This window comes from Streptomyces sp. NPDC001348 (assembly GCF_053597535.1).
Genome location: NZ_JBSFIK010000009.1, coordinates 61,072 through 74,150, shown reverse-complemented (window position 1 = coordinate 74,150; position 13,079 = coordinate 61,072). Strand labels below are relative to the sequence as shown.

Genomic DNA, 13,079 nt, shown 5'->3' with positions numbered 1-13,079 from the left:
CCGCCCCCCGTGAGCGGGGGAAAACCCCACCCTCGCCGTGCCCACCCCGTCTCACGCCGTGACGGGCTGCTTACCCGCTCTTTATCAGGGCCTAGACTCCCGTGCGTACACATCGTCGAATCGCGTCAACCACCACGGTGCACGATTCGTCGCGGTCACCAGGTCAGGGAGCGAGGGACGCACGGTGCGGGAGACGTTGGGGGGCTCGACCGTAGTCGCGGCGGACTATTTCCGGTCCTATTCGGTCGTCGGACTGCTGGCCCTGGTCGGCGTGCTGTTCGTCGCGGTCGCCTTCGGCGCCGGCCGTCTGCTGCGGCCGGTCGTCCCCACCCCGGAGAAACTGCTGACCTACGAGTGCGGCGTCGACCCCGTCGGCGAGGGCTGGGCCCACACCCAGGTCCGCTACTACGTCTACGCCTTCCTCTACGTGATCTTCGCGGTCGACTCGATCTTCCTGTTCCCCTGGGCGACCGTCTTCGCCGCCCCCGGCTACGGCGCGACCACGCTGGTGGAGATGTTCATCTTCCTCGGCTTCCTCGCCGTCGGCCTGCTGTACGCATACAAGAAGGGCGTCCTGGCATGGACGTGACCCCCACTCCTTCCGAGCCCGTCCTGCTTCCCGAGCCGAAGCGGCTGGGCGCGCTCGCCCGCCTGGCCCCCGAGCCGATGAAGGTGGTCCTGAACTGGGGCCGCCGGTACTCGCTGTGGGTCTTCAACTTCGGTCTCGCCTGCTGCGCGATCGAGTTCATCGCCGCGTCCATGGCCCGCCACGACTTCATCCGCCTCGGCGTCATCCCGTTCGCACCGGGCCCGCGCCAGGCCGACCTGATGGTGGTCTCCGGCACGGTCACGGACAAGATGGCCCCGGCCGTCAAGCGCCTGTACGAGCAGATGCCCGAGCCCAAGTACGTCATCTCCTTCGGCGCGTGCAGCAACTGCGGCGGGCCGTACTGGGACTCCTACTCGGTGACCAAGGGCGTCGACCAGATCATCCCGGTCGACGTGTACGTGCCCGGCTGCCCGCCCCGGCCCGAGGCCCTCCTCCAGGGCATCCTGAAGCTCCAGGAGAAGATCGCCCGGGAGTCGCTCGGGGAGCGCTACGGCACCGGCGAAGCCGCACGCCCCTCGGCGGCGGCACTGCAGAGCGGCCTCGTGCGACCACCGGCGCGGCCGTCCGGCGAGTCCGGCGAGGGGGGCGACGCCCGATGAGCACCGTCGGCTGGCTCCCCGCCCCCGTCGAGGACCTCTTCGGTGCGCAGGCGACGGCCGAGGAGTCCTACGAGGTCCTGACGGTCGACGTCCCGCCGTCCTCCTGGATCACCGCGTTGGAAACGGCGCGTACGACGCTCTCCTGCACCTACTTCGACTGGCTGAGCGCGGTCGACGAACCCGGCACCGGCTTCCGCGTGGCGGCGCACGTCGTCGCCCTCTCCCCGGTCCGCCGTCTGCTGCTGCGCACCACGGTCGCGCACGAGGCACCGACGCTCGCCTCCGCCGTCGGCGTGTACGCGGGCGCGGCCTGGCACGAGCGCGAGACGCACGAGATGTTCGGTGTCCGCTTCGACGGCCATCCCGCCCTGGACCACCTCCTCCTCCCCGAGAACTTCGAGGGTCACCCCCTGCGCAAGGACTTCGTCCTGGCCGCGCGGGTCGCCAAGGCCTGGCCGGGCGCCAAGGAACCCGGCGAATCGGACCACGGCGGCCCCAAGCGCCGCCAGATGCTTCCCCCGGGCGTCCCCGACCCGAACGAGTGGGGCCCGCTCAAGGGCCAGCTCCCCCCTGCCCCGGCCCGCCCGGCCCGGGGGGCCGGCCGTGCGGCGGCCGCCGGGGAACGGCCCGTGCGCGCGGCGGGCGAACGGCCGGTACGGCGGACCCGCACGGCCGGGGAGGGCTCGGTGAGCCAGGCCCCGGAGACGGAGGCGGCCCCCACGACACCCCGCCGGGCGCGCAGCGCGTCGCAGGGGTCGGCCAGCCAGCGGGACGCCGCCGGCCCGGCCGGGCCACGCCGGGCGCGCAGCGCGAGCGCGGGGTCCGCCTCGCAGCGTGCGCAGGGCGCGGAACCGGCGGAACCCGCGGAGCCGGCCGTGCCACCGCCGGGTGCCTCCACCAGGCCCTCGCGCGGCGCCGCCCCCCACAGCTCGGACGCACCCTGGCACCACGCCCGCCCGGCTTTCGACGAGCCGGAGGCCAAGCGCGAGCCGCAGCCCGAGCCCGGGACGGCACCCGAGACGGGGCCTGGAACCGGGCCGGAGACGCAGCCCGGAGCTGCTCCCGAGACCAAGCCCGATTCCGGTGCCAGGCCCGATTCCGGGAACTAGCCCGATTTCGGGAATGAGCCTGTGCCCGAGCCCGGGAACGAGCCCGAGACCAAGCCCGAGCCCGAGACCAAGCCCGATTCCGGGAACGGACCCGAGACCAAGCCCGGAACCACGCCCGACCCTGGGAACGGACCCCGCGAGGAGTCCTCACCCGGGGACGCGCGTAACGACTCCCCAGGAGGCCCGCAGTGAACGGCGCGCTCGACGTCGCCCTGCGACTCCTGGTCGTGTTCGTCGTCTTCCTCACCTTCCCCCTGATCGTCGGCCAGACCGAGCACAAGGTGATGGCCCACATGCAGGGCCGCCTCGGCCCGATGTACGCGGGCGGCTTCCACGGCTGGGCGCAGCTCATCGCGGACGGCGTGAAGTTCGCGCAGAAGGAGGACGTCGTACCCGCGGGCGCGGACCGCCGCATCTTCCAGCTGGCGCCCGCCGTGGCCCTCCTGCCGTACCTCCTGGTGCTCCTCGCCATCCCCGTCGGCCCGAGCGAGAGCGCGGTCGGCCAGGTGCTGGACGCGGGCGTGTTCTTCGTGCTCGCGGTGATGGGCGTCGGCGTCCTCGGCTCGCTCATGGCCGGCTGGGCCAGCGCCAACAAGTTCTCCCTCCTCGGTGGACTGCGCACCGCCGCCCAGCTCCTCGCCTACGAACTCCCGATGCTCCTGGCAGCCGCCTCGGTGGCCATGGCGGCCGGGACCGTGTCGATCCCCGGCATCCTCCACGCCTTCCACTGGTGGTGGCTGCCCTGGCAGATCGTCGGCGCGGTCGTCTTCTTCGTGGCGGGACTGGCCGAACTGCAGCGCCCTCCCTTCGACATGCCCGTCGCCGACTCGGAGATCATCTTCGGTGCGTACACCGAGTACACCGGCCTGCGCTTCGCCCTGTTCCTGCTCGCCGAGTACGCCGGCATCGTCGTCCTGTGCGGCCTGACCACCGTCCTCTTCCTCGGCGGCTGGCACGGCCCGTGGGGCGCCGACGGCCTCGGCTGGGTCTGGACCCTGCTGAAGACCGCGATCCTCGCCTTCGTGGTGATCTGGCTCCGCGTCACCTACCCGCGCCTGCGCGAGGACCAGCTGCAGAAACTCTCCTGGACGCTTCTCGTGCCCCTTTCCCTCGCCCAGATCGCCCTCACCGGCATCGTCAAGGTGGTGATCTCCTAGTGGCCCCCATCCCCGGCTCCGGCCTCGCCAAGGGCCTGGCCGTCACCCTCCGCACGATGACGAAGAAGACCGTCACCGAGCAGTACCCGGACGTCCAGCCCGACCTGCCGCCCCGCACACGAGGCGTCATCGGCCTGTTCGAGGAGAACTGCACGGTCTGCATGCTGTGCGCCCGTGAGTGCCCGGACTGGTGCATCTACATCGACTCCCACAAGGAGACGATCCCGGCGGCGACCCCCGGCGGCCGTGAACGCAGCCGCAACGTCCTCGACCGGTTCGCCATCGACTTCTCGCTCTGCATGTACTGCGGTATCTGCATCGAGGTCTGTCCTTTCGACGCGCTCTTCTGGTCCCCGGAGTTCGAGTACGCCGAGACCGACATCCGCGACCTCACCCATGAACGCGACAAGCTCCGCGAGTGGATGTGGACGGTCCCGGCCCCGCCCGCCCTCGATCCAGGCGCGGAGGAGCCGAAGGAGATCGCCGCCGCCCGCAAGACCGCCGAGAAGCTGGCGGCCCAGCAGCAGGAGGCGGCCCAGCAGGAGGTGGCCCAGCAGAGCGCCGCAGCCGGCGAGCCGCATGCCGGCGAGCCGCACGCCGACGAGCAGGCCCGCGCCGCCGAGCAGCCGACCCGGCCGGCGGGGGACTCCAAGCAGCAGACGGACCAGCCGAGGCAGGAGGGCCGGGAATGACCCTCGCCGCAGCCACCGGCCTCGTCACGGCGCACTCCACCACCGCCGCCGAAGCGCACGGCTTCCTATCCCCGAACGGCGTCGAGATCGCCTTCCTCCTCGTCGGCCTGGTCACCTTCGGCGCCGCGCTGGTCAGCGTCACCACCCGGCAACTGGTACACGCCGCCCTGTGGCTGGTCGTCGCCCTCGGCGGCCTCGCCGTGGAGTACCTCCTGCTCACCGCCGAGTTCATCGCCTGGGTGCAGGTCCTCATCTACGTCGGTTCCGTCGTCGTCCTCCTCCTGTTCGGCCTGATGCTCACCAGGGCCCCCATCGGCCGTTCACCGGACGCCGACTCCGGCAACCGCTGGGCCGCCCTCACCGTGGCCGTCGCCGCCGCGGCCGCTCTGGTCTGGGTGGTCGTCGACGCCTTCCGCACCACCTGGATCGACCTGGACGGCCCGGCCGCCGGATCGACCAAGGTCACCGGCGCGAGCCTCTTCCAGAACTGGGTCCTCCCCTTCGAGGCCCTCTCCGTCCTCCTCCTCGCCGCCCTGGTCGGCGCGATCGTGCTGTCCCGCAAGGCCAAGGCGGACACGGCCGGCACTCCGGACGCCCCCGGCACGCGGCAGGACCAGGCCGACAAGGAAGGTGTCCGCTGATGCACCTCGCCTATCCCGCCGTACTCTCCGCCCTCCTGTTCTGCACCGGCCTGTACGGCGTACTCGCCCGCCGCAACGCGATCCTGGTCCTGATGTCGGTCGAGCTGATGCTCAACGCCGTCAACCTCAACCTGGTCGCCTTCGACGTCTGGCTCAGCAAGGCCGCCCGGGAGACCCTGCACTCCGGCCAGGCCCTGACCCTGTTCACCATCGCCATCGCCGCCGCCGAGATCGGCATCGGTCTGGCGATCGTCCTCTCCGTGTACCGCAACCGCGGCACCTCCGACATCGACCGCCTCCGCGACACCGCCGAGGGGCACGGCACGGACGGCCCCGACAGCGACGCCCCCACGGCCGAGAAGGCTGAGGCCACCGCGTGAGCACGACCACCCTCGCCCTCCTAGTCCCCCTCCTTCCGTTCCTGGGTGCGGCGGCCGGCCTCCTGCTGGGCCGCACGGCCCCCGGATTCGTCCGCCCGCTCGCCGTCCTGCCGACCCTGGTCTCCCTGGTACTCACCGTGCTCGTCGCCGTCCGCCAGGGCGGGGGCCAGGCGATCACCTCCGCCACCGAGCTGACGCCCACCGGCTCCGTCCCGATCGAGCTGGCCCTCTACGTCGACGGCTTCGCCGCCCTCGTCGCGATCCTGGTCGGCGTCGTCGCCACCTGCGTGCAGGTCTACTCGACCGGCTACCTCCGTGACGACCCGCGCTACCCCTCGTACGCGGCTCTCGTCTCCTTGTTCACCTCCGCGATGTTCCTGGTCGTCTACTCGGGCGACCTGATCGTGCTGCTGGTCGGCTGGGAAGTCATGGGCATCTGCTCCTACTTCCTCGTCGGCCACTACTGGGAGACCCCGGAAGCCCGCGCCGCCTCCCTCAAGGCCTTCCTGGTCACCAAGCTCGGCGACGTGCCCTTCCTCATCGGCCTGTTCGCGCTCGGGACCGACGCCGGGTCCTTCCGGATCACCCGCGTCCTCGGGACCGTCGCGAGCGGCGGCCTCCACCACCCCACGCTGATCGCCCTGCTGCTCCTGGCGGGCGTGGCCGGCAAGTCGGCACAGTTCCCGCTCCACACCTGGCTCCCCGACGCGATGGCGGGCCCCACACCCGTCTCCGCGCTGATCCACGCCGCGACCATGGTGGCCGCGGGCGTCTACTTCATCGCCCGTCTCCTCCCGGTCTTCGAAGCCTCCACGGCCGCGATGCTCGTCCTCGCCGTCATGGCCGCCGTCACGATGACCGGTTCGGGCCTGGCCGCGCTCGCCCAGGACGACATCAAGCGCGTCCTCGCCTACTCGACGATCGGCCAGCTCGGCTACATGACCGGCGCCCTCGCCGTCGGTGACCGCGGCGCCGCCGTCTTCCACCTCCTCTCGCACGGCGCCTTCAAAGCGCTGCTGTTCCTCGCGGCCGGCGTGATCATCCACGCCGCCGGCACCAACTCGCTCGCCGGCATGTCCCGCATGAGCCATCTGCGCGACCGCATCCCCGACGCCTACTGGACGATGACCGTGGCGCTCCTCGCGCTCGCCGCGATCCCGCCCTTCAGCGGCTTCTTCTCCAAGGAGTCCGTCCTCGGCGCGGCCGAGCACGTCGCCACCGGCCACACCGAGCACGCCCCCGCCGCCGCGGGCTGGCTGATCCTCGTCGCCGGACTGCTCACCGCCCTGCTCACCGCCGCCTACGCCACCCGCCTGTGGCTGCTGGCCTTCCGCGGACGCGGCGCCGAGGCCCCGGAGCACGGCCGCCAGCCGCTCAGCATGACCGTCGTGCTGTGGGTGCTCGCCGTCCCGTCCCTAGCCTTCGGCGCCTTCGCCTACCGGACGCTGCCCGGCTGGTTCGACGGCCGCGACCTCACCCCGACCCTCCTCACATCCATCCTCGGGACCGGCCTGGCCCTGGTCGGCGGACTCGTCACCTACGGCGCCTGGCAGCGCACCACCGCACTCGCCGCCCGCGCCCCGCTGGGCGCGGTCGCCGCCCACCCGGAGGGCGACGCCGCACTGGTCGAGGCGGAAGCCATCGCCAGCCACGCCCCCGTCTACGGAGACGTGGCCTACGCGCCCGACCCGGCCGACCCCGGACGGCTGCTGCTCGGTCCGCTGCACCGGCACGCGGCCGTCGGCTTCCACCTGGACGCCGTGTACACGGCGCTGTTCGTCCGCCCGGTCCAGGCCGGAGCGAGCCTCGTCCGGTTCCTGGACCGCGAGGTCGTCGACACCTACGTACACGGCGCGGCCGCACTGCCCCGCCTGCTCGGGGCCGCCGTACGGCGAGCCCAGACCGGCAACGTCCAGACCTATGTGAGCGCGCTGCTCGCCGGCACCGTCGTCCTGGCGGTCGCCGTCCTCCTCGTCGCCTCGGGAGCGTGAGCAGGCGTGATCGATATGAACGAGTCCGTGATGCAGTTCCTTCTGGCGTTCGTCGTCGTCGGCCCGCTCCTCGGCGCCGTCGCCGCCCTCCTGCCCGCCCCGCCCGGACTGAAGGGGAAGTCCCCCGAGCAGGCCGTACTACGGCACGGCGTCACCGTCACCGGCGCCGTCCTCATCGCCGCGATCGTCCTCGCGCTCGGCTTCGACCACCACCATCCGTCGAAGATGCAGGCCACGACCGACATCAGCTGGATCCCCGCACTCGACGTGCGGATCCACCTCGGCATCGACGGCATCTCCCTCCCCCTTCTGGTACTGACCGCGCTGCTGACCTTCCTCTGCGCGCTCTACTCGTACTTCAAGCCGCCCGCGGGCCCGACCCCGAAGGCGTTCGTCGCACTGCTGCTCGTCCTCGAGTCCGGCACCCTCGCGACCTTCGCCGTCCTCGACCTGCTGCTGTTCTTCCTCGCGTTCGAGACGGTGCTCATCCCGATGTACTTCCTCATCGCCCGCTGGGGCGGCGAGGGGCGGACCCGGGCCGCCTGGAAGTTCATCCTCTTCACACTGCTCGGGTCCGTCGTCATGCTGCTCGGCCTGCTCCTGATCGGGATCAAGGCGGGCACGTTCGACATGGTGGCACTCGCCACTGACAACGGCCGGTCGCTGAGCACATCCGTGCAGGTCATCGCCGTCCTGGCGATCGGGATCGGACTCGCGGTCAAGACCCCGATGTGGCCGCTGCACAGCTGGCTGCCGGACGCCCACACCGCCGCGCCCACCGTCGGCTCGGTCCTGCTGGCCGGCGTCCTGCTGAAGATGGGCACGTACGGGTTCGTCCGGATCCTGCTGCCGGTCGCACCCGACGGCTTCCACACCTTCGCGCCCTACCTCGCCGCCCTCGCCGTCGTCGGGATCATCTACGGCTCCCTGGCCTGCCTGGCCCTGGCCAAACAGGGCGTGAAGGGCGACCTGAAGCGGCTCATCGCCTACTCGTCCGTCGGCCACATGGGCTTCGTCCTGCTCGGCATCGCCACCACCACCCCGACCGGGGTCAACGGCGCGCTGTTCGCCAACATCGCCCACGGACTCATCACCGGCCTCCTCTTCTTCCTGGTCGGCGCCCTGAAGGACCGCACCGGCAGCACCGACCTCGACACCCTTGCCGAGGAAAGCGGCGCCGCGCTGTACGGCAAGGCCCCCCGCCTCGGCGGTCTGCTCGCCTTCGGCGCCGTCGCCTCGCTCGGCCTGCCGGGCCTCGCCGGATTCTGGGGCGAGATGCTGGCACTGTTCGGTGCGTTCGACCCCGCCGCCGGCCTCAGCCGTCCCGCGTTCCTCACCTTCATGGCGATCGGCGCGTTCGGCACACTGCTGACGGCCGCGTACATGCTCGTCGTGGTCCGCCGCGTGTGCATGGGCTCCGTACCGCGGGACCTTCCGAAGCTCCCCGACGTCCGCGGCTACGAGTTCGCGGCCTGGACCCCGCTCGTCGCCCTCACCGTCGTCGCCGGGCTCTGGCCGAAGGTGCTCCTCGGCCTGACCGACCCGGCCGTGCAGCAGCTCCTCGCAGGAGGCACCCGATGAGCGCCCTGGCCCAGCCCCTGTTGGCCGAGTCGGCCGTCCAGTCCGTCGACTGGCTCGCGATCGCCCCGCCCACCCTCGCGGCCGTCGTAGCCCTCGCCGTCCTCGTCGCCGACCTGTTCGTGCCGGACGCCCGCAAGGCGGTCCTCGGCTGGGTGTCCGTCGCCGGGCTCGCCGCATCAGCCGTCCTGCTGCTGCCCCTCCTGGACGGCGACCGCAGCACCTTCTGCCTCACCGGTTCCACGCACGCGTGCAGCTACACAGCCGACCGGTTCACCCTCGTCATCCAGTTCCTCGTGCTCGGCGGCGCCCTCCTCGCGGCCCTGCTGTCGGTCACCACGCTCAAGGACGCGGACCGGCGCGTACCCGAAGGGGAGTACTGGTTCCTGCTGCTCTCCTCGGCCGCGGGCGCCGCCCTCCTGCCCGCCTCCCGTGACCTCGCGACGCTGATCGTCGCCCTGGAGGTCGCCTCCCTGCCCGCCTTCGCCCTCGTCGGCATCCGGCACGGCGACCGGCGCTCCTCCGAAGCGGCCCTGAAGTTCTTCCTGTCCTCCGTCACCGCGACCGCGGTCAGCCTGCTGGGCATCAGCTTCGTCTACGCCTCCACCGGCACCCTCTACCTCACCCAGGTCGCCGACCGGATCCAGCACGTCGACGGGCAGCTCCACACCCTCGCCCAGACGGGCGTCGTCCTCACCCTGATCGGTTTCGCCTTCAAGACGGCCGCCGTCCCCTTCCACTTCTGGGTGCCCGACACCTACGTCGGAGCCCCGCTGCCCATCGCCGCCTACCTGTCGGTCGTCGGCAAGGCCGTCGGCTTCTCGGGCCTGATCCTCGTCACCGTCGTCGCCTTCCCGTCGTACGCCGACGTCTGGGGCCCGGCGCTCGCCGTACTGGCCGCCCTCACCATGACCGTCGGCAACGTCGGCGCCCTACGGCAGCAGGCCACGCGCGCGTACAGCGCCGTACGGCTGCTCGCCTGGTCCTCCGTCGGCCAGGCCGGCTACCTGCTGGTGCCGATCGCCGCGGCCGGATACACCAAGGACGCCCAGAGGGCCGTCGGCTCCACCGTCGCCTACGCGCTGATGTACGCCGCCGTGAACCTCGGCGCCTTCGCCGTGGCCGCACTGGTGGGCCGTACCAGGCCCCGCAACCGGATCACCGACTACCGGGGCCTTTACGCGTCGAACCCGCTCACCGCCCTCCTGCTGGCCTTCTTCCTGCTGTGCCTCGCCGGACTGCCGCCGGGCATCATCGGCCTGTTCGCCAAGGTCACCGTCTTCTCCGCGGCCGTCGACGCGGGCCTCGGGTGGCTCGCCGTCGTCATGGCCGTCAACGTGGTGATCGCCCTCTTCTACTACCTCCAGTGGACGGCCGTGCTCTTCCGGGCCCCCGAGGGCGAGCCCGGCCGCCACCTGATCCCGGCCCCCCTCACCGCCGCGCTCACCCTCACCGGCGTCCTCGGCGTCGCCCTCTCCGGCGCACCCCAACTGGTCCTGCGCTTCGCCGCCACCGGCCTGTTCGGATGACTCGCCACGCGCGCACGGGGCACCCGTAGCCCCACGCGCGCGGGGCCATAAGGGCACGTCACCCGTACGGCCGACACGCGCCGCCGCCTGTACCAGGGAACTCGCGGCGGCCACCTGGCGTTGACCAGAGCGGGAGGGTCCACTGGACCAAAGGGTTCCCCTGATGCACGACTTGGAGGGCGCACCGTGCACCGCCGGCACAACGGGCTCAGGACCGCAGTACTCCTCGGGGGACTGTCCGCACTCATCATCGTCATCGGCAGCCTCTTCGGCCGCACGGGGCTGATCATCGCGGTCATCGTCGCCCTCGGGACGAACGCGTACGCGTACTGGAACAGCGACAAGCTGGCGCTACGCGCGATGCGCGCCCGGCCGGTCAGCGAGTTCGAGGCCCCCGGGCTGTACCGCATGGTCCGCGACCTCTCCACCCAGGCCCGCCAGCCCATGCCGCGTCTGTACATCTCCCCGACCGAGGCACCCAACGCCTTCGCCACGGGCCGCAACCCGCGCAACGCCGCCGTGTGCTGCACGGAAGGCATCCTGCGGATGCTGGACGAGCGCGAGCTGCGCGGAGTCATCGGCCACGAGCTCAGCCACGTCTACAACCGCGACATCCTCATCTCGTCGGTCGCCGGCGCGCTCGCCTCGGTGATCATGTTCCTGGTCAACTTCGCCTGGCTGATCCCGGTCGGCCGCTCCGACGACGACGAGGGCCCCGGCCTGCTCGGCATGCTGCTGATCATGATCCTGGGCCCGCTCGCCGCGTCCCTGATCCAGCTGGCCATCAGCCGGTCCAGGGAGTACGAGGCCGACGCCTCCGGCGCCCAGCTCACCGGTGACCCGCTCGCCCTCGCCAGCGCCCTGCGCAAACTCGAGTCCGGCACCCAGCAGCTTCCGCTGCCCCCGGAGCCCCGCATCGAGACCGCCAGCCACATGATGATCGCTAACCCCTTCCGCCCGGGGCAGGGTCTGTCGAAGATGTTCTCCACCCACCCGCCGATGGCGGACCGCATCGCCCGGCTCGAGAAGATGGCAGGTCGATACCAGTGAGAACCATTCTGAACGTCATCTGGCTGATCCTGAGCGGCTTCTGGCTGTTCCTCGGCTACCTGCTCGCGGGTGTGCTGCTCTGCATCACCATCATCGGGATCCCGTTCGGCATCGCTGCTTTCCGTATCGGCGTCTACGCCCTGTGGCCCTTCGGGTACACCACGGTCGAGCGCCGCGACGCGGGTGCCGCCTCCTGCGTCGGCAACGTCCTGTGGCTGGTCCTGGCCGGCTGGTGGCTGGCCATCGCCCACATCGTCACCGGTATCGCCCTCTGCCTCACGATCATCGGCATTCCGTTCGGCATCGCGAACTTCAAGCTGATCCCGGTCTCCCTGTTCCCGCTGGGACGCGAGATCGTGCCGACGGACGAGCCGTTCGCGACGCGCTGACGGCTGACCACCTCGCCTGACCGGCCTTCAGGGGCGTTCCGTCCGCGCCGGGTTGTCCACAATCGGCTCGTCGTCCACAGGCCCGCCCGGTTGTCAGTGGCGGCCCGCATCATGGGTACCGAGTCCCACCCACCGCCGTACCGCGAAGGCCAGCACTCCCGCCGCCAGCACACCCGCCCCCACGGCCACCGAGACCGCCGGCAGGGCGAACGCCAACGTCACGCACCCCACCAGCCCGACCGCCGGCACCGCACGGGCCCACAGAGCCGGGCTCAGCGTCCAGGCCGACGCGTTGGCGATCGCGTAATAGACCAGCACACCGAAGGAGGAGAAGCCGATGGCGCCCCGTACGTCCACTGTCGCTGCCACCACGGCGACCACTGCGCCCACCGCCAGCTCCGCGCGGTACGGGACCTGGAAGCGCGGGTGCACGGCGGCCAGTGCCCCGGGCAGATGGCGGTCGCGGGCCATGGCCAGCGTGGTCCGTGAGACGCCGAGGATCAACGCGAGCAGCGAGCCGAGCGCGGCCACAGCCGCCCCCACCCGCACCAGTCCCGCCGCCCCCGCCGCCCGTACCGCGTCGGCCAGCGGTGCCTCCGCGTGCCCCAGACGGCCCGCGCCGAGCACGGACAGGGCGGCGACGGCCACGCACGCGTACACCACCAGCGCGATACCGAGGGCGAGCGGGATCGCGCGGGGGATGGTGCGCGCCGGATCCCGCACCTCCTCACCGAGGGTCGCGATCCGCGCGTACCCCGCGAAGGCGAAGAACAGCAGCCCGGCCGCCTGAAGCACCCCGCCCCCGCCGGACGACAGCCCGATGCCCAGCCTCCCCGCGTCGGACCGTCCGGACGCCAGGCACACGACCACCACGCAGGCGAGGACCGCCAGCACCACGGCCACGATCACCCGCGTCAGCCAGGCGGACTTCTGGATGCCGCCGTAGTTCACGGCGGTCAGCACCACGACGGCCGCGACCGCCACCACGTGCGCGTGCCCGGGCCAGACGTACGCGCCCACGGTGAGTGCCATCGCCGCGCAGGAGGCTGTCTTCCCGACGACGAAGGCCCAGCCCGCGAGGTAGCCCCAGAAAACCCCGAGGCGTTCCCTCCCGTACACGTACGTACCGCCCGAGGCCGGATACAGGGCCGCGAGCCGAGCGGACGAGGTGGCGTTGCAGTAGGCCACCAGGGCCGCGACGGCCAGCCCGAGCAGCAGGCCCGACCCGGCGGCGCGGGCTGCGGGCCCGAGTGCGGAGAAGACGCCCGCCCCGACCATCGAGCCGAGTCCGACGATCACGGCGTCTCGTACCCCCAGGGTGCGGCGCAGCTCTGAACCGGAGAGTGCCATGCGC

13 protein-coding genes are annotated in these 13,079 nt (G+C 71.7%); 12 read left to right on the top strand and 1 reads right to left on the bottom strand.

The genetic code is table 11. From position 1 onward, the window contains the following. The first annotated feature begins 184 nt into the window (after positions 1-184). The 12 genes from ACWC21_RS12320 to ACWC21_RS12265 all read left to right on the top strand — a co-directional run bounded on the left by ACWC21_RS12320 (position 185) and on the right by ACWC21_RS12265 (position 11,725). A complete protein-coding gene (locus ACWC21_RS12320) occupies positions 185-589 on the top strand; it encodes an NADH-quinone oxidoreductase subunit A (RefSeq protein ID WP_450880789.1) in 405 nt (134 codons plus the stop codon). Next, positions 580-1,209 (top strand): NADH-quinone oxidoreductase subunit B, encoded by a 630-nt coding sequence (locus ACWC21_RS12315; RefSeq protein WP_450880787.1) that lies wholly within the window; start codon positions 580-582, stop codon positions 1,207-1,209. The genes ACWC21_RS12320 and ACWC21_RS12315 overlap by 10 nt, the downstream gene beginning before the upstream one ends. Then, positions 1,206-2,318, top strand: a complete 1,113-nt coding sequence (locus ACWC21_RS12310; protein WP_450880785.1) for an NADH-quinone oxidoreductase subunit C — start codon at positions 1,206-1,208, stop codon at positions 2,316-2,318. The genes ACWC21_RS12315 and ACWC21_RS12310 overlap by 4 nt, the downstream gene beginning before the upstream one ends. A gap of 188 nt (positions 2,319-2,506) precedes the next feature. Next, the gene (locus tag ACWC21_RS12305; RefSeq protein ID WP_450880783.1) at positions 2,507-3,475 is read left to right on the top strand and encodes a complex I subunit 1/NuoH family protein; all 969 of its coding nucleotides are present in this window, start codon (positions 2,507-2,509) and stop codon (positions 3,473-3,475) included. After that, positions 3,475-4,167, top strand: a complete 693-nt coding sequence (locus ACWC21_RS12300; RefSeq protein ID WP_450880781.1) for a NuoI/complex I 23 kDa subunit family protein — start codon at positions 3,475-3,477, stop codon at positions 4,165-4,167. Before ACWC21_RS12305 ends, ACWC21_RS12300 begins: the two co-directional genes overlap by 1 nt. Then, positions 4,164-4,808 (top strand): NADH-quinone oxidoreductase subunit J family protein, encoded by a 645-nt coding sequence (locus ACWC21_RS12295; RefSeq protein WP_450880779.1) that lies wholly within the window; start codon positions 4,164-4,166, stop codon positions 4,806-4,808. Before ACWC21_RS12300 ends, ACWC21_RS12295 begins: the two co-directional genes overlap by 4 nt. After that, positions 4,808-5,188, top strand: a complete 381-nt coding sequence (gene nuoK, locus ACWC21_RS12290; RefSeq protein WP_450880777.1) for an NADH-quinone oxidoreductase subunit NuoK — start codon at positions 4,808-4,810, stop codon at positions 5,186-5,188. The genes ACWC21_RS12295 and nuoK overlap by 1 nt, the downstream gene beginning before the upstream one ends. Continuing rightward, on the top strand, positions 5,185-7,179 hold the full coding sequence (locus tag ACWC21_RS12285) for an NADH-quinone oxidoreductase subunit 5 family protein (protein ID WP_450880775.1): 1,995 nt from the start codon (positions 5,185-5,187) through the stop codon (positions 7,177-7,179). Before nuoK ends, ACWC21_RS12285 begins: the two co-directional genes overlap by 4 nt. A gap of 6 nt (positions 7,180-7,185) precedes the next feature. Then, on the top strand, positions 7,186-8,760 hold the full coding sequence (locus tag ACWC21_RS12280) for a complex I subunit 4 family protein (RefSeq protein WP_450880773.1): 1,575 nt from the start codon (positions 7,186-7,188) through the stop codon (positions 8,758-8,760). Next, positions 8,757-10,286: an NADH-quinone oxidoreductase subunit N gene (locus ACWC21_RS12275; RefSeq protein WP_450880771.1), complete on the top strand. Its 1,530-nt coding sequence runs from the start codon at positions 8,757-8,759 to the stop codon at positions 10,284-10,286. The genes ACWC21_RS12280 and ACWC21_RS12275 overlap by 4 nt, the downstream gene beginning before the upstream one ends. A 186-nt stretch (positions 10,287-10,472) precedes the next feature. After that, positions 10,473-11,336 (top strand): zinc metalloprotease HtpX, encoded by an 864-nt coding sequence (gene htpX, locus ACWC21_RS12270; protein WP_450880769.1) that lies wholly within the window; start codon positions 10,473-10,475, stop codon positions 11,334-11,336. Beyond that, positions 11,333-11,725, top strand: a complete 393-nt coding sequence (locus tag ACWC21_RS12265; RefSeq protein WP_450880767.1) for a YccF domain-containing protein — start codon at positions 11,333-11,335, stop codon at positions 11,723-11,725. Before htpX ends, ACWC21_RS12265 begins: the two co-directional genes overlap by 4 nt. 93 nt (positions 11,726-11,818) lie before the next feature. Here ACWC21_RS12265 and ACWC21_RS12260 read toward each other — a convergent pair whose 3' ends face one another. Next, positions 11,819-13,075, bottom strand: a complete 1,257-nt coding sequence (locus ACWC21_RS12260) for an APC family permease (RefSeq protein ID WP_450880765.1) — start codon at positions 13,073-13,075, stop codon at positions 11,819-11,821. Positions 13,076-13,079 lie beyond the last annotated feature (4 nt).